The sequence below is a fragment of the Selenomonas sp. oral taxon 478 genome (genome assembly GCF_001189555.1).
Classification (GTDB): domain Bacteria; phylum Bacillota; class Negativicutes; order Selenomonadales; family Selenomonadaceae; genus Centipeda; species Centipeda felix.
Map to the genome: position 1 here is coordinate 792,936 of NZ_CP012071.1, position 16,100 is coordinate 809,035.

General features: G+C 56.2%; 15 protein-coding genes. 1 reads left to right on the plus strand and 14 read right to left on the minus strand.

What is annotated here, in order from left to right; translation table 11 throughout:
• Positions 1–19: 19 nt before the first annotated feature.
• The 5 genes from ADJ74_RS03780 to rhaB form a co-directional block, all read right to left on the minus strand.
• Positions 20–1,444, minus strand: coding sequence for an arabinose isomerase (locus tag ADJ74_RS03780; protein ID WP_050344194.1), 1,425 nt, complete (start codon positions 1,442–1,444; stop codon positions 20–22).
• Between the two features lie 38 nt (positions 1,445–1,482).
• Positions 1,483–1,800 carry an L-rhamnose mutarotase gene (locus ADJ74_RS03785; protein WP_006690673.1) on the minus strand — a complete coding sequence of 106 codons (318 nt, stop codon included), beginning with the start codon at positions 1,798–1,800 and terminating at the stop codon, positions 1,483–1,485.
• Between the two features lie 17 nt (positions 1,801–1,817).
• On the minus strand, positions 1,818–3,137 hold the full coding sequence (locus ADJ74_RS03790; RefSeq protein ID WP_245870915.1) for an MFS transporter: 1,320 nt from the start codon (positions 3,135–3,137) through the stop codon (positions 1,818–1,820).
• Positions 3,138–3,198: 61 nt separating this feature from the next.
• Complete coding sequence (rhaD, locus tag ADJ74_RS03795) at positions 3,199–4,017, minus strand: rhamnulose-1-phosphate aldolase (RefSeq protein ID WP_050342010.1); 819 nt, start codon at positions 4,015–4,017, stop codon at positions 3,199–3,201.
• Between the two features lie 35 nt (positions 4,018–4,052).
• Positions 4,053–5,465, minus strand: a complete 1,413-nt coding sequence (gene rhaB / locus ADJ74_RS03800; protein ID WP_050342012.1) for a rhamnulokinase — start codon at positions 5,463–5,465, stop codon at positions 4,053–4,055.
• Positions 5,466–5,783: 318 nt separating this feature from the next.
• Here rhaB and ADJ74_RS03805 point away from each other — a divergent pair, with 318 nt between their 5' ends.
• Positions 5,784–7,280, plus strand: coding sequence for a serine hydrolase (locus ADJ74_RS03805; protein WP_050342015.1), 1,497 nt, complete (start codon positions 5,784–5,786; stop codon positions 7,278–7,280).
• A 218-nt stretch (positions 7,281–7,498) separates the two neighbouring features.
• On the opposite strand, the gene ADJ74_RS03810 is transcribed toward ADJ74_RS03805, so the two are convergent.
• The 9 genes from ADJ74_RS03810 to deoC all read right to left on the minus strand — a co-directional run bounded on the left by ADJ74_RS03810 (position 7,499) and on the right by deoC (position 16,098).
• Positions 7,499–8,506, minus strand: a complete 1,008-nt coding sequence (locus ADJ74_RS03810) for an ABC transporter permease (RefSeq protein WP_050342016.1) — start codon at positions 8,504–8,506, stop codon at positions 7,499–7,501.
• Positions 8,506–9,522: an ABC transporter permease gene (locus ADJ74_RS03815; RefSeq protein WP_050342018.1), complete on the minus strand. Its 1,017-nt coding sequence runs from the start codon at positions 9,520–9,522 to the stop codon at positions 8,506–8,508. The genes ADJ74_RS03810 and ADJ74_RS03815 overlap by 1 nt, the downstream gene beginning before the upstream one ends.
• Positions 9,519–11,021, minus strand: a complete 1,503-nt coding sequence (locus ADJ74_RS03820; RefSeq protein WP_050342021.1) for a sugar ABC transporter ATP-binding protein — start codon at positions 11,019–11,021, stop codon at positions 9,519–9,521. The genes ADJ74_RS03815 and ADJ74_RS03820 overlap by 4 nt, the downstream gene beginning before the upstream one ends.
• A gap of 96 nt (positions 11,022–11,117) precedes the next feature.
• Entirely contained in the window at positions 11,118–12,203 is a 1,086-nt protein-coding gene (locus ADJ74_RS03825) for an autoinducer 2 ABC transporter substrate-binding protein (protein WP_050342023.1), read from the minus strand.
• A 48-nt stretch (positions 12,204–12,251) separates the two neighbouring features.
• Entirely contained in the window at positions 12,252–12,698 is a 447-nt protein-coding gene (locus ADJ74_RS03830) for an RbsD/FucU family protein (protein WP_050342024.1), read from the minus strand.
• 48 nt (positions 12,699–12,746) lie between these two features.
• The gene (locus ADJ74_RS03835) at positions 12,747–13,310 is read right to left on the minus strand and encodes an SIS domain-containing protein (protein ID WP_084708992.1); all 564 of its coding nucleotides are present in this window, start codon (positions 13,308–13,310) and stop codon (positions 12,747–12,749) included.
• Between the two features lie 5 nt (positions 13,311–13,315).
• Positions 13,316–14,353, minus strand: coding sequence for a LacI family DNA-binding transcriptional regulator (locus ADJ74_RS03840; RefSeq protein WP_050342028.1), 1,038 nt, complete (start codon positions 14,351–14,353; stop codon positions 13,316–13,318).
• Positions 14,354–14,515: 162 nt separating this feature from the next.
• Positions 14,516–15,442, minus strand: coding sequence for a ribokinase (gene rbsK, locus ADJ74_RS03845; RefSeq protein ID WP_050342030.1), 927 nt, complete (start codon positions 15,440–15,442; stop codon positions 14,516–14,518).
• A 5-nt stretch (positions 15,443–15,447) separates the two neighbouring features.
• The gene (gene deoC, locus ADJ74_RS03850) at positions 15,448–16,098 is read right to left on the minus strand and encodes a deoxyribose-phosphate aldolase (RefSeq protein ID WP_050342032.1); all 651 of its coding nucleotides are present in this window, start codon (positions 16,096–16,098) and stop codon (positions 15,448–15,450) included.
• Positions 16,099–16,100: the final 2 nt, after the last annotated feature.

Here is a 16,100-nt window from a genome sequence, read left to right on the forward strand (position 1 = left end):
ATGAAACGCCGGGCCAATACTACCGTGTCACGATCTCTGCGGGGATGTCCAAGATCTTCGCAACCTTCAGCAGCGTGTCAATGTGTCTGCCCGCGCCTGCCGCCATGTGATGCGTCGGTCCTGCCTCGCTCCAGCGATTGCAGAACTCACGCGCACCGCACGTGAAGCGCATGCGCATATTCGTATCGCCAAAGGTAAAGATCTCCCCCGACTCATTGACGCCCTCAGCGACAATAAATTTGAAATGACCGTCACCGTCCTGCGTAATGGCGAGATAGGTAATGGGCGTATCCGTCGGCGGATAGAACTGCGTCAGGTAGCCGCCGCCCGTCTTGCCATGGAACACCGGAACGATCTTCATCGTCGGTTTCTTTGCCTGCGAAATATCCGCATCACCGGAGCCGCTGTGTCCTATAATACAGATATCTTCGTTAAAGTCAATCGAATACATCTCCGAAAGCTGTCCCGTGCCGCAGATTGTCTTCATGATGCTCATCGCCATGGCGACCTTCATATCGCCCTCGACCGCGCACGCCGTGCCCTGCTTGATGAGCATGGAGAACGCGGGGATCAGCATGCTGTCGAGTTTTCCTGCCGCCCCCTGCGCATAGCCGTCATAGTGGGACGCAACCAGACCGAGCCGTTCCTCCTGTGCCCACTGCTCGAACGCGACCACATACTTTGCCATATCCCAGACCGTATCGACCGTCGCGCCGCCCGCGATGTCAAAGGTATCGAGGATCTCCTGTGCCTTGGCACGGATCACGGCATCATCGGCGACGTTGTCGGCAATCGCCCACATCTTTTCCCAGTCAAACTGCTTCGTGTAAAGGCCGAGGCGGCGATAGAGGTTCGACTCATCGATGTAGAGATCCATCATGCCGGGATAGGGACGGCCGATCTGCGCGATGTTCGTATCGCGGAAGCGGCGGCGTACCTGCGCCGCACGGCACCAATCCTCAATCTCGCGCTGCACCTCGGGGTCGCCGCCCTCGACCACGCCCGTGATGACGGCATGTCGCTTGCCGTAGCGGTTGAGATCGGCCGCCATCTCACCGACTGCCCCGCAGGCGTAGAGCGTGCCGAGCCATGTGGGGATGTCCGTATGCTGATAGTCCGGTGCCTTTTTCTTCTGCACGTTGACCAGAATCACCGGCACATCGAGATCCTTGACGGCGGGGAGCATATTGTAGGACGTCGCGTACGTCAGCAGCTGCAGGATGACGAGATCCACATCGGCCGCGCGGAACTTCTCGCCCGCCGCCTGCGACTCCTCCTTCGTCGTGACGAATCCGCCGTCGACGAGCTCCACCGTGTCGGGGAGCGTCTTCTTGAACGCCTCATACTGCCCCTTGAACTCCGGAACGAGCTCAGGGAACTGCGGCAGATATGCTCCGAGTGCAATGGAGAAAACGCCGACCTTTGCCTTTGTATTGACAAGCATATTCTGATTCTCCTTCATTTCGTATGAGAACTCGATGTTCATGCCAGGAAAAAGACCTGCTGCATCTTGGGCTGCGCCCCGGTCTCCGGGTCGAGCTCCATCACCATCACGTCCTTCATATACGCATTCCAACGGTCAACGACCTCGCTCTTGGCCTGATAGTCCTCGGCGTAGGCAACGCCCTTTTCACACTCGAAATAGCCGAACAGCTCATTCCCCGTGTTCCAAATCGTGTAGTTGCTGATGCCGGCATCCTTGAGCACCTGTTTCAGCTCCGGCCAGATGGCGTCATGCCGCCGCTTGTACTCGGCGAGCATGCCGTCCTTGACCGTTGCCTTCCACGCAAATCGCTCCACTTGATTCTCCTCGATTCTCAGTTTGTATGACCCGTCGTCCGTGCAGACGCCGCAGGATCAACGAGCCAGCCGTTCTCATCCACCTCGTCGCCGTAACGCTCGGCCGTGATCTCATCGAGTGTCTTGCCGCGGTCATCCGCGCCGAAGAAGGTCCCTGCCGCCCAGCTGATGACACAGAAGCCGACCATGAGGATCGCCGCCGTCTGGAAACCGAGAAGCTCCATGATGATCGGAACGGCAAAGCCCCAGATCGCCGCCGCAAAGCGCGTAACGAAGAAGGTGAACCCCTGCGCCGTCGCACGATAGCGCACCGGGAAGAGCTCGGAGCTCCAGAGCTGATAGAACTGCTGCTGCATGGAAAAGCCCCATACAATCGTAAAGAAGAAGAGCATCCACGTCTGCAGCATATCGGGCGGGAGCACCCAGACGAGCCAGCTGATGACGCCGAGCCCGGAGAATATGGCAAAGATCTTGCGGCGGTTGAAACGGTCTGCCGTATACATAAAGATCACCGTCGTCAGGATACAGACCGCGAAGTTCAGGCACGTGAGGAAAAGCCCCATCGCATTGCTGAGGTTGCCGACATGCTCATAGACATACGGCATGAAGAATCCATTCGTACTCGCGGCAAGGTTCCACATCGTATAGACGCCGCAGCACATGATGACCGTACGAAGCGAAGTGCCGCGCAGGATGTCGGCATAGGTCGCCTTTCTCTGGACGATCCCCTCAGCAGCAAGCTTCTCCGCATGCTCCTTGGCTGCCTTCCACTCGGCCGACTCGGGCATCTTGAGGCGCTGGTACCAGATCCACGCAGCGACGATGATGAGATGGGCAAAGATGAGGCGGTTCCCCAAAAGTCCGAACATCGAGTTCATGGGAATCGATGCGGCGAACACGACGACCGGACCGAGCATCCACGCAATCTGCGCCGAGCCGCAGTGTTTTGCGCGGTCCTTCGACGGCGCCTCCTCGGCGATAAACGTCCACGATGCCACGACATCCGCACCGACTGTGAGTCCGACGATGACATAGCCGAGCAGGAACATCGGATAGTTCGTCGCGAGGCAGATAATCGCAACGCCGATCATATAAATTAAGAGTGCCCAGTTATAGACGAACTTGCGTCCGTACTTATCACAGATCCTGCCTCCGATGAGTGCGCCGAGCGCCGCCCCGCCCGTGTTGGACGAGAGCGCCGCGAGCAGCCCCATCTGCACGCTGCTCATGCCGAGATAGTCGGCCCACATACTGAGCCCCGACGCGCCCGCCACAATCGACCCGGCGTCGATGTAGCTGATCAGACCTGCGATCAGCGTCTTTTTCCACGCGGACATGTGCATGTCCTGCTTTACCCCTAACATAGGAATCTCACCTTTCTATGATGCCGTAATGATGTCAGTCGAGCAAATCCATATTGAGCGCGATATGGAAATCCTTCGCGAGCTGGACAAAACCCTCACGCGGGATCGTCTGCTTCTTGCCGCCCATGGAGAGCACCTTGACGCAGATCGTGGCCGCCTTTTCCACGGTGTCCATCAGGCCGAACGCCTCGTCGAAATCATCGCCGCAGACGAAGAGTCCATGATGCGCCCAGACAACGACGCGGTACTTCTCCATCAGCTTGACGGACGCATCGGCGATCTCCTTGCCGCCCGGAACCATCCACGGCACGACGCCGATCCCCTCCGGGAAAATGACGGGATCCTCCGTCGCCATCTCCCAAAGCTCGCGCGTGAACGCCTTGTCCTCAAGCGGAAGGACGAAGGTCAGTGCGATGAGATTGGTCGGATGCGCATGGTAGATGATGCGGTTCGTTCCATTCGTCATCTCCTTTTTGAGCTCATGTGCCGCGAGATGCGTCGGCAGCTCACTGGTCGGACGCCCGCCGCCGACGAGCCCCCAGACGATGCCGTAGTTCTCGCCCGCCGCATCAACCTGGATGAGCGCGACATTCTCCTCCGGGGCGAGCGCGACGTTGCGCATATACTTGCCGCTGCCCGTCACGAGGAAATATTCCCCCGCAAGCCCCGGCACCGTATTGCCGATCGGCTGCCATGCGCGGACCTCGTGCAGCGAGTCCTTGACCGCCTCCACTTCCTCCGCCGGAACGCGATACGTCAGATTCCCGCCGTTCCGCTCATGCCACCCCTTTTGGAACGCATCAGCGGTCAGGCGCTGAAAGCGCTCCATAAACTCTGCGTTTTTTATCTCCATGTCGTCTTCCTCCTGCTCCGGCCGCGCCTGCGCCTTTACAGCACAGGCGAAACCTCGTTGACATCAAAGGATTTTGCCACCATCTGACGCGCCTCGGACAGATCCTCAAAGACCTTGTCCTTCAGCATCTGCGCCATCAGATTGCCGATCGCCGTCGCCTCCACAGGGCCCGCGCAGACCTCCTTGCCCGTCTGCCGCTGCAGCAGGCGGTTGAGGAACTGATCCTGACAGCCGCCGCCGACCACGTGAATGCGTTCGAACGTCCGCCCCGTCACCTCCTCGATCTCCGCCACCGTCTCGGCATAGCACTGGGCGAGACTGTTGTAGACGCAGTAGAGCAGCTCGCACTCCGTCTCGGGTGCCTCCTGCCCCGTCCGCCCGCAGTACTCCTGCAGCGCCGCCCGCATGCTCTGGGGGGCGAGGAAGGCCGCGTCGTTGACATCCACCGTCGAGGTAAAGTAACGGCCGATATGCGCGAGCTGGTACAGCTCCTCGAACGTGTAGTCGTGGCGGAACTCCTTGCGCAGATTCTGCATGATCCACATGCCCATGATATTTTTGAGGTAGCGATAGCGGTAGTGGTAGCCGCCCTCGTTCGTGAAATTGTGCCGCTGCGACACCTCCGAGCAGTCCGGGATCAGGCGCTCGATGCCCATCAGCGACCACGTCCCCGAGCTCAGATAGATGCTGTCATCCGACGTGCTCGGCACCGCCATGACCGCCGATCCCGTATCGTGCGTCGCGGGCAGAACCACCTCCGTCTGGAACCCGACCTCCTCCGCGATCTTTTCCGTGAGTGCACCCACGGGAGTCTTCGGCATGGCAATCGCCCCGAACATCTCCTTCGGGATGCCGAGCATATCCATCAGCTCGTAGTCCCAATCCTGCGTCTCTGCACTCACGAGCTGCGTCGTTGTCGCATTCGTGTACTCGTTCTTCATGACCCCCGTCAGGAGATAGTTCAGATAGTCGGGAATCATCAGAAAATGTTTTGCCGCCGACAGGATCTCGGGGCTTTCCTGCCGGATCGCCATAAGCTGATAGATCGAGTTGAAGATCTGCTTTTGAATCCCGTTGCGTGCGTAGAGCACCTGCTCCGAAATCGTCCGGTAGACCAGCGCATCCATGCCCTGCGTCCGCCCATCCCGATAGGCAACAGTATCGCCGAGCAGCCGTCCGGCCTCATCCAGCAGGACAAAATCCACCGCCCATGTGTCAATCCCGATGCTCTTTGGAATCCGATTCAGCGTGCGGCACCGCTTCAGCCCCTCGACCACCTCGTGAAAGAGATGATCCACATCCCAGCAGAGATGCCCGTTCCTTCCCACGAGACCGTTCTGAAAGCGATGAATCTCCTCGATGCGGATCTTCCCGTTCTCAATCCAGCCCAGAATGTGACGCCCGCTCGATGCACCAATATCAATCGCCAGATAATACGGATGCTCCATCGTCTCTTTCCTCCTATATCTTGTTTGTCCGTTTTATTGTCTTTATGTTGTTTTATCTTTGTTTTTTATATAATAAAACATAATATATCATAAGTCAATATAATATTTGATTGTTTTTATTTCTTTTGATCTTTGTTTTCTTTGGTTTTCTGTTTAACGCAATCGGATGGATACGGCAGAGGGATACGCACAGTCTGTTCCGCCGTATACAATATTCTTTCTCAGTCCATCGTGCTTTATCGAGAGAACCGTTGTATAATTGTCGTTGTATTCTTCTGTTTCTTCTGTCTCGTTTTCATCTTACGAAAGGAGCTTCTCATGCGGAAAAGAATCATCTCCCTGCGCCGCTTCTCCCTTGTCATCAGTGCAGCGTTCCTCTTTGGAATGCCTGCGGCATACGCGGCCTCAAACAACGCTCCTGCCTCCATCGCCGCCGCTGCACACAAGACAGCGGCATCCCCTGTCGTCGGCGTGCCTGCGGCACTCCCACAGAGCGCCGCACTCTCTCCTGCGGCAGCAGCACAACTGACCAAGCGCCTGGATGCAATGATCGGAGATACGGGCACGAAGGTGCCGGGACTTGGTGTTATCCTCTACCGCAACGGACAGGAGGTATACCGTCACTTTGCCGGCGGCCGCCGTTTTCTCCGCCAGAACCCAACCACAGCTGAGCCGATCACGCGCGATACACGCTTCCGTATCGCCTCCGTCTCCAAGCAGTTTACGGTATTCACACTGATGCAGCTTGCCGAAGCAGGAAAACTTAGCCTCGACGACGATGTAAGCCGCTACCTCGGCTTCTCTCTGAGAAATCCTGCCCACCCCAACACCCCGATTACAGTGCGGATGCTCGCGAGCCACACCTCATCGCTGCGCGACGGCAAAGTCTACAGCATCCCGCCATCGGTCAGCGTGCGCGAGTTCTTTACCCCCGAGGGCCGTTACTACGAAAACGGCGGTCACTTTGCCCCTGCAAATGAAGCTCCTGGACAGTATTTCTGCTATGCCAATATCAATTACGGACTGCTCGGCACCATCATTGAGAAAGTGACGGGCGAGCGCTTTGACCGCTACCAAAAGGAGCACATTCTAAAGCAGCTGGATACGGCAGCAGACTATGTGCCCGGCAATCTCACGAAGCGCGGCTTTGCAAAGCTCGGCACGATCTATCAAAAGAAGGACGAGAACGGCACCTGGAATGAAAATGGCCCCTGGTACGGCAAGGCGGATGACTATAACGGCCGCCAGCCGAAAGCGGAGTCCATCTACCTGCAAAATCCGTATGCAGAGGACATCCAAGGATGGTTCTCCCTCACAGGCTATGTGCCCGGCACGAATGCAACGATGCTCTCCCCGCAGGGCGGTCTGCGCATCTCCTATGAAGAGCTGACACACGGTTTGGAACTGCTGATGAACGGCGGAACCTATCGCGGGAAACAGATTCTCTCTCCTGCATCCATCCAAGAGATGCTGCGCCCCCAATGGCAGTATGATGCAGCGCAGAAAAACGGGAACACCGCCGGCGGCACACTGTTGTCCTATGGGCTTGGCGAACTGCAGATCGCAGGCGACAGCACGGCGCGTGTGAACCGCAGCCATGCGGTCGATCTTGTCGGGCACAACGGCGAGGCGTTTGGTCTGCTCTCCGGCGTATTCTTCCGCCCCGGAACGAAGGACGGCTTCGTCTACATCATGAACGGCGAAGCCGTCGCCGAGGACGACGACCCGCGCAGTGCAGGCACATTCAGCGGCAACTACATCTGGGAAGAGGAGATCATGGAGGCCCTGACCGAGGCTCTGCTCTCGAAAGATTAAAAGACCTCTGATAAACCAGTTCCTCGAATCGGCGTAGATTTTTCACCCAAACGAGATGGAAAACCGGACACCGTATACGAGCCTGTGTCAGTTGTTTCATCGAAGTACGAAAAGTTGTGCCAAAAAAAGCTTGAATTCCTTAGTCAATATACAAAGAAGCACTCTGCATGATGAAAACTCTCATCATGCAGAGTGCTTCTTTGTTCTTTATTTATCCTTTAATTCTGACTAGCCTTCTTCTTCTCACGCTCATTGACAATGTAGTTATAGATGAGGACGAAGATGAGCAGCCCGCCCCAGATGATCTGGCGATAGAAGTTCGAGATGCTCTCATACATATTGAGCCAGCTCGATATCATCTGAACGATTAGGATGGCAACGATGACCCCCTTCATGTTGCCCTTGCCGCCGTAGGGATCAACACCGCCAAGCACAGCGATCAGGATCGCCTCCATCAAATAGGACGCGCCGTAGTCCGCCTTTGCTGAGTTGAAGCGTCCGAGCATGATCAGCCCCGCAGCCGCGCTCAGAAGTCCGCTGACCATGTAATTGGCAAGATAGAGACGCATATTGTTAAAGCCGGAGAACGTCGATGCCTTTACGCTTGTCCCCAGCATGCGCAGCTTGTATCCAAGTGTCGTGCGCTCCATGACAAAGGCCGATACGAGTGCAAGAACGACGAAAATAATAAATGGTGTCGGAATCCCGAGAACCTTCGCTGACATCGTGCTCGCAATCTGTGGCGGCAACCCGCCAAGCGTACTGCCGTTCGTCAGCACAATCGCCGTTCCCATGAAGAGTGCCTGTGTACCGAGAGTTGCGAGTATTGGCGTGATGCCGACCGCTCCAATAAGAAAGCCATTGATGGCTCCACAGAGCATCCCGAAGAGAAGCGCTCCCACGCATGCGGCGAGGATGAGCAGAATCACCGTAGATTCCGGAGTCTCAGGCGTGATGAGTGTTGGCAGCACCTTTGCAACGAGCACGGCTGAGAGATTTGCCACGGCAACAACGCTGAGGTCAATCCCGGCCGTATAGAGCGTAAACGCCATGGCAATGGCGAGGAGGCCGAACTCCGGAAACTGTTTTCCCATGGACTGAAAATTTGACACACTCAGAAAGAGGGTTCCTTTGAGTACCGTACAAAAAGCAAAAACCACGAGAAACACGATCATCAGTCGCATGAGATTTTTATCTCTGCGGAAGACTTGACGCAAAACCTCCATTATGATTTCCCTCCTTCCGCATCCGATACATGGACGGTGAGCTTACGCTCATTTCTCCGTGCCTGCAGTGCGGAGATCGCCGTGCCGAGGATGATGACCGCGCCCGTAAATACCTTTTGCCATGTCGTAGAGATATCGAGGAGGATCAAACTATTGTCCATAACGGTGAGAAGTGCCATGCCGAGCATCGCGCCCCACACCGTCCCCTTGCCCCCCTCCATGCGGACACCACCCAGCACGCAGGCGGCAATGACGGTCAGCTCGAGTCCCTCGAGGTTATTCGGATGGACAGCAAGCAACATGGTCGAGCGAAGCACACCGATGAGCCCTGCCATGCAGCCCGAGAACGCATAGATGAATACGATGGTCTTAAAAACGTGAAAGCCTGCGCGCTGCGCTGCACGCTCGTCACCGCCGATCGCATAGATACCACGCCCGAGCATGGTGCGCTCGAGAATGAACCAACCGATGAAGATGAGCAAGACCATGAGAATGATGCCGACGGGCATATCTGATGTGAGCCCCGAGACTGGATTGGTCACGGAGAGCAGCTTCATTTGACCAAGCTCGTAGAGTGGCTGGCAGAGGGGGTACTCGCGCGACTTAAAGACCCCCTGCATAATGCCGAAGCAGATACTGCTCGTTCCGAGCGTCACGATGAGTGCGGGGAAGCGGAAACGCGCAATGATAAAGCCGTTGACAAGCCCAACGGCAAGGCCGATGAGCATCGCCGCAGCGAAGAACAGAATGGGGTTATCTGTCACATGCTCAAGCTGTGAACAGACAATGAACATCGCCATCGAGGCAATGGCCGGAAAGGAGACGTCCACGCCACCCGTGATGATGACGAACATCTCGCCGATGCAGAACATCGCCGGCACGGAGAACGCACGCAGCAGATCAACCGCATTGTTCCCCGTGAAAAACTGCCCGCTCTTCATCTGGATCAGGAGGCAGAGCAGCACCAGTACAATACCGACGTAGAACTCCGTCGATGTAAACATCCGCTTTTTCATGCGGCATCCCCTCCTTGATGGGCAAGATCTGCGAGTGTACTCTCGTCTAGATCCTGCGTCGATAATGTTGCAGCGAGCCGTCCCTGCCGCATCACCATGACGCGGTTGCAGTTCGTCAGGACCTCGGGCAGATCATCCGAGATGATAAGCACCGTGAGTCCCTCGCCCGCAAGCTTGCGCACGCGCTCGTAGATATCGAATTTGGCGCCGATATCCACACCAACCGTCGGTCCGTTGAGGATGAGTACATTCAAATCGATGGCGAGCCACTTTGCCAATACGCATTTCTGCTGATTGCCGCCCGATAGCGTGCCGACCGGCGCCTCCACGTCATGCAGCGCGATCGATAGCTCCTTCTCCCAGTAGTGCGCCATCTCCTCAATCTTCTTCTGATCCACCGCACCGAATACGTTTGCGTACTCGTCCCATTTCTTCGCCGAGATATTATCCGCGATCGACTGGCTCAAAAACAGTCCCTCGGTCACGCGGTCCGGCGGCAAATAGCCGATACCATTCTCTATAGCGTCGCTAATGGAATTAATTTCTATTTTTTTGCCATTTATTTTTATTTCTCCACTTTGCGGGTGATGGTAGCCGAAAAGCGCCTCCGCAAGCTCTGTCCGTCCGGATCCAAGAAGCCCTGTTATGCCAACAATTTCTCCTTTTTTCAAGGAAAAACTCACATCTCGAAACCCATGGTCGAGGCTGAGATGATTCACCTCGAGCACGGCAGGTGCTGCCTCGTCCTGATAGGAAAAGCGTTTGCTGACGATCTCACGTCCCGTCATATAATAAGTAAACTTATCCTGATCAAGTTCACGCGTGCTGCCCTCTGCAACATTTTTTCCACTGCGGAAGATTGTATAGCGTTCTGCAATCTCGAATACTTCGTCCAGTTTATGCGAAACAAAGAGGATGGCAATGCCACGTGACTGCAGGTCACGAATCAGGCGAAACAGCGTGTCCACTTCTTTTTTGGTAAGACCTGTTGTCGGCTCATCCATGATGATCAGCCGTGCATCATTGAGCAGTGCTCGGCTGATGGCGATCATCTGCCGCATGCCGAACGTCAGGTTCTCGACGAGCTCATCGAGGTCGACATCCAGATTGATTTTCGCGAGTGCTGCCTGTGCCGTCTGCCGCATCCGCGACTTGTTGACAATACTGCGACCAGAGGCAACCTCCATATTCAACGCAAGATTTTCTTGCACGGTAAGATTCGGGAAAAGGGATAAGTCCTGATAAATGACCTGGATGCCACTGTTAATCGCTGTCTGCGGCGTCATGTGATCGAACACCTCGCCGTCGATCTCGAGAGACCCTCCATCCGGTGTATAAAATCCCGAAATTACATTAATGATGGTTGACTTTCCGCAGCCATTCTCCCCTGCGAGGCAGTGTACCTCCCCTTTACGGATTGATAGATTGACCCCGTCCAGTGCCTTGACGCCGCCGAAGTATTTTTTAATCCCGGTTGCCTTCAATATGTAATCAGACATCCCCGGCTCCTCCTTCCAATATGGGCATATAGAGCAAAAGCGCAGAAGCCCGCCAGAGGGGACTGCCGCGCCTTCGCTGATAGTCTAGCTCATAGATTAGAAATTATAGTTGTCAACGTTGTCCTTGTTGATGGCGATCCAACCGGCGCCCATGAAGAGGTGCGGATTGTCAGGGCTGACCTGCAGATTATTGTAGGACTTCAGGCCGAGATCCATGCCCGCCTGTGGGGTCTTCCCCTCGAGGATCTGCCGTGCGAGAACGCACATTGCATAGCCGGCCTCAGCCGGATCCCAGAGCGTAATGTAGGAGAGTGAGCCGTCCTTGATCAGCGTACGGCACTCGTTCGGCATACCGGTGCCGACGACGAAGACCTTGCCTTTCAGACCGAGCTCGTTGATTGCACGCGCAATGCCCGGGGTATCCATCGAGCTGGTACCGACGAAGCCGTTGACCTCCGGATGAGACTTGATGACTTCCTTCGCAACCTGATATGCCTTCTCCGAATTGTTCTCCGACTCGACACGCTTCGGGTTATCGAGAAGTTTCAGATCCGGGTACTTTGCCATCTGCTGAGCGACTGCGCCGTTTGCCCACTCATTCTGCGAGGCGTTCGTCAGATGTGCGACCATCGTCGTATAGACGCCCTTGCCGCCCATCGCTTCCTGCAGCTTATCCATAATGAACGCACCATAGCCTGCATTGTTAAATGCCTCAAGATCGTAGTCCGAATTCTTGCACGTGGACCCCTCGTGTGTGATGACAACAATGCCCTTATCTCGTGCCTCCTGCAGCACGGGATCACATGCTGCAGGATCGACGGGGACAACGCAGAGTGCGTTGATGCCCTGGTTGATAACATCCTGGATGACCTGCACCTGCTGCGCTGCATCAGTTGCCGCCGGGCCCTTCTGATAGGCGTTGATGCCCGTGTCGGCAGCATACTGCTTCACACCCTCATCCATACGGGCAAACCAGCCGTTGGACGAGTCCTTGACGACGACGGCAATTTTCCAGTCCTTCTTCTCGCCCTGTGTCGCCACATCCGTGGTCTCGACGACACGCGCAACGGACTTGTCCGCCGTGCCGCCCTCCTGCTTTCCGCTGTCTCCGCCACAGCCGGCGAGCGACAGGCAGCAGGTGACGCCGAGTGCTACCGCCAAGAGTTTCTTTTTCACTGTCATGATGAAATCCTCCTCACCTTATTCCGGGGATGCCGAACGACACACCCCTTACATAACGCCTTTTTGCAGCAGCACGCAGCCATAGGGCTGACGCTCTCCCGTGGAGATTGTGACAAAAGACGTCTTCGCCTTATCGTAAAAGCTGAAGCGATCGATGAACCCAACACAGGACTCGCCCTCGGGCACGTGACGTTTCACCGCTGCGATAAAATCATCCCATACCTTGGGACGACCGATCTCCGCGCGCTTCTCCTCCATGACATCCATGATCTGCACCGGGTGTTTCTCATACTCCGTATCGAGCGGCATCAACGTCAGGATGGCATCCAGCATTTCCGCTGCACCAATGCCGTCCGCATTGATCGTGATCCCGTTGCGTGCCATCGACACCGCAGGATAAAAGTCGTCCGCGATGACGACAAGATCGCCGTGTCCCATATCTGCAAGAGCCTTCAGCAGATCCGGACTAATACATTTTGGAATACCCTTTAACATAATGTACGGCCTCCAATCCGATATATCCACAGCTGGCAGAAAGCAGCATCACTCGATGTTGCGGTGACGTGCCTCCATCGTCTGCGGTGTCTCATGCAGACGATCCACCAGCAGCATGACCATAAGATCAAATAACAGGAATAAGTGTTGCTCAAAGAGATTGCCCATCGGCTGCTTTGACGGAATCGTACGCGGGTCAGTGCCTTTGTATACCATTGCCGGTACAAAGAGCGACACTTCTGCCTCCGACGGAGTCCGTTCAGCGGGAGCCCCCGTAATGACAAGGCGCCGTGCACCGGTCTTTCCCGCCTGATCGAGAAGATAGTCGATATGTCCAATACAGCCGGAGCCATTGACGGCGATAAGGAGATCTCCCGTCGTCATTCCCGGAGTCGTATCGTCCCAGAGCCAATGCACTTCCTTACCAAGATGCATCAGTCGCATCGCGAAAGAACGTGCAGCAATTCCTTCACGCCCTGCGCCGATGACAAAGATACGCCCTGCTGCCGCGATCTCTGCAAGAGCGGCCTCGAGCTGTGTCTGATCCTGCGCCGCGAAAACGCTTTCATGCTCGCGAAGGATCTGGTGATAGAGGTCCTCGTATTCCTTCACATCGATCACACTCCTGTCCATTTCTCCGAGCCACGCAGGACGAGGTTTGTCGGCAGAAAGATCTCCTGTCGTCCGCACACATCGTCCGCGTTCTCTGCTCTCTCCTGAATCCGCCGTATCAGGAGATGCATCGCATCCTGCCCCATACGGTAGATGTCCCGATCGACGACGCTGAGCGCCGTGCCGCTGTAGTGCAGCATTTCGATCTCATCAAAGCCGATCAGGGAGACATCCACCCCCAGGCGCATCCCGTGCTCATGAAAGTAACGGAGACAGCCGAGCGACGTCATGTTGTTTGCCGCAAAGATGGCCGTCGGTGGATCGTCCTGTTCCATGAGCCCATGCATGGCAGCATAGGCACGCTCCCGATGAAAGTCCCCCTGCGCCACATAGCGCATATCTTGTGGGATATTCCACTTGGCGAGCGCCGCCAGATATCCCATCCACCGTTCATTGCCGGGGCGGGAACTCTCGGGCCCGCGGATCGTCGCGATGCGGCGATGCCCCTCCCGCAGGAGGCACTCCACCGCATCCATTGCGCCACGGAAATCCTCGGAAAAGACGCCGTCAAAACGTCCATTCTTCAGACTGCGGTCAATCAAAACGACGGGCACATGCTCCGCTTCAAGCGTGCAAAGCCACTCACACGTCTTCTCGTTTCCTGCATCCACAGGGATCACGAGAATCCCCGCAAGCCGTTCCGTACGCACCACATCAAAGAAGCGGTGCTCTTTTGCCACATTATCGTCCGTACCATACAGGAAAATATTGTAACCACTTTCATCTGCAGTATTTGTCACACCGCGCAGAAGCTGTGAGAAGAAGGGGTTCTCCACATCAGGAATCAAAAACCCAATGTTCCACGTACGCCCCGTGCTCAATTTACGTGCCAGTGCATTCGGCGTATAGTCCAGGGCGTTGATGGCGTGCATGACACGCCGCTTCGTCGTCTCCTTGACATGAGGGCTGCCGTTAAGCACACGTGAGACAGTCGCCGATGACACCTGGGCACGGCGTGCCACATCGTAAATATTTACGCGCATCGCCGCACCTCCTTCGAAGGACGACCCGAGCGAACGTCGGCACTGCCATCTCATCGTGCACAGGCAATCAATCCCCGTGTCCTACCTTGTAAGCGATTACATAAATATTGTATTTCTTTTCTTTGAAATTGTCAATATAATCTTATCCTTTGATGATGTCTCTCATTGTCCTCCCTGCTGTGCGAGAAAGGCCGCAAAAGTCGCTCGATCGGGATACGACATCTGCGTTCCCTTACGCGTCACGCTGAGTGCCGCAAACGCACTCGCCTTCCGAATGGCTGCCAGGGTATCTCCATCCTGCACATAGGAGCTGGAAAAGCATCCGATAAAGGCATCACCTGCCCCAGAGGTATCCGTCGCATCCACGTGGCACGCCGGAACGTAGTGCTTTTCCGTCTTGGTCATCCAAAGGACGCCGCGCTCCCCAAGGGTAACGATGACATTTTTCAGTCCCTTACCGAGGAGGAACGCCGCCGCATGCTCGACATCCTCCTGCGTCGCCGTCGGCATCTCGGTGAGGATGGCGAGCTCCGTCTCATTCGGCACGAAGAAATCGCAGGCACACACGCGGTCGATAGCAAGCTCCTTGGTCGCAGGTGCCGGGTTCAGCAGTACCGGAATTCCACTGCGCCGCCCGAACTCGATCGTATGATAGACCGTCTCGAGCGGGATCTCAAGCTGCAGGATAATCAGCCCGCACGACCTGATATCCGCTTCCGCCGCATCTACCTCCGCTGGCGTGAGGGCGTTATTCGCCCCTTTGATGATGAGGATGCTGTTCTGTCCATGCTGATCCACGAAGATGGGGGCAACGCCGCTCGACATTCCCTCCACTTTCTTAACGTGTGTCGTATCAACACCATAGGCCTTAAAATTTCGGATCGTATTATCCGCAAAGATATCCGTCCCAACCCGCGAGACCATCATAACATCTGCGCCGCACAGGGCGGCGGCAACCGCCTGATTGGCCCCTTTTCCGCCGCAGCCCAACGCGAAGTCCGGTGCCTCCAGCGTTTCACCCGGAGCGGGCATCCGCGTGATATAGGCCGTCAGATCGACCATATTAGATCCAACAACAGCGATTCTCATGGTCCTCAGCCCTCTCCGTTCACAATCTTTACGCCACTGCTCGTTCCGAGGCGTGTTGCCCCCGCAGCGACCATCGCCTCGGCATCCGCACGGCTGCGGACGCCGCCCGACGCCTTGACCCCCATTGAGGGACCAACGGCCTCGCGCATCAGCGCAACATCAGCCGCCGTCGCGCCGCCCGTGGAGAACCCCGTCGAGGTCTTGACAAAGTCCGCCCCCGCCTCCTGAGCGAGGCGGCATGCTGTGCGCTTCTCCTCGTCGGTCAGAAGGCACGTCTCGATAATGACTTTTGTAAGCGCTTTCTTTTTTGCTGCAGCGACGACGCCCACAATATCCGCGCGCACATAGTCATAGTCCCCATCCTTCAGGCGACCGACAGGGATCACCATATCCACCTCTTCTGCGCCATCGGCGATAGCCTGCTGTGCCTCGAACGCCTTCACTGCTGTCGGCGTCGCGCCCTGTGGAAAGCCGATGACAGTGCAGGTCTTGACCCCAGAGCCGCGTAGCTGCTCTGCCGCATAGGACACCCAGATTGGGCTGACACAAACGGAAGCGAAATGATGCTGTTTGGCCTCACTGAGCAACTGATCGATGCCGGCTTTTGTCGCATCCGTTTTCAGCAGCGTATGGTCAATCATCTTTGCAAAGTCCATAA

What these genes read in the sequence shown, in the direction of transcription:
- ADJ74_RS03780 (WP_050344194.1), bottom strand. Translation starts at nt 1,444, where the DNA reads ATGCTTGTCAATACAAAGGCAAAGGTCGGCGTTTTCTCCATTGCACTC.
- ADJ74_RS03790 (WP_245870915.1), bottom strand. Translation starts at nt 3,137, where the DNA reads ATGTCCGCGTGGAAAAAGACGCTGATCGCAGGTCTGATCAGCTACATC.
- rhaD (WP_050342010.1), bottom strand. Translation starts at nt 4,017, where the DNA reads ATGGAGATAAAAAACGCAGAGTTTATGGAGCGCTTTCAGCGCCTGACC.
- rhaB (WP_050342012.1), bottom strand. Translation starts at nt 5,465, where the DNA reads ATGGAGCATCCGTATTATCTGGCGATTGATATTGGTGCATCGAGCGGG.
- ADJ74_RS03805 (WP_050342015.1), top strand. Translation starts at nt 5,784, where the DNA reads ATGCGGAAAAGAATCATCTCCCTGCGCCGCTTCTCCCTTGTCATCAGT.
- ADJ74_RS03810 (WP_050342016.1), bottom strand. Translation starts at nt 8,506, where the DNA reads ATGGAGGTTTTGCGTCAAGTCTTCCGCAGAGATAAAAATCTCATGCGA.
- ADJ74_RS03815 (WP_050342018.1), bottom strand. Translation starts at nt 9,522, where the DNA reads ATGAAAAAGCGGATGTTTACATCGACGGAGTTCTACGTCGGTATTGTA.
- ADJ74_RS03820 (WP_050342021.1), bottom strand. Translation starts at nt 11,021, where the DNA reads ATGTCTGATTACATATTGAAGGCAACCGGGATTAAAAAATACTTCGGC.
- ADJ74_RS03825 (WP_050342023.1), bottom strand. Translation starts at nt 12,203, where the DNA reads ATGACAGTGAAAAAGAAACTCTTGGCGGTAGCACTCGGCGTCACCTGC.
- ADJ74_RS03830 (WP_050342024.1), bottom strand. Translation starts at nt 12,698, where the DNA reads ATGTTAAAGGGTATTCCAAAATGTATTAGTCCGGATCTGCTGAAGGCT.
- ADJ74_RS03840 (WP_050342028.1), bottom strand. Translation starts at nt 14,353, where the DNA reads ATGCGCGTAAATATTTACGATGTGGCACGCCGTGCCCAGGTGTCATCG.
- rbsK (WP_050342030.1), bottom strand. Translation starts at nt 15,442, where the DNA reads ATGAGAATCGCTGTTGTTGGATCTAATATGGTCGATCTGACGGCCTAT.
- deoC (WP_050342032.1), bottom strand. Translation starts at nt 16,098, where the DNA reads ATGGACTTTGCAAAGATGATTGACCATACGCTGCTGAAAACGGATGCG.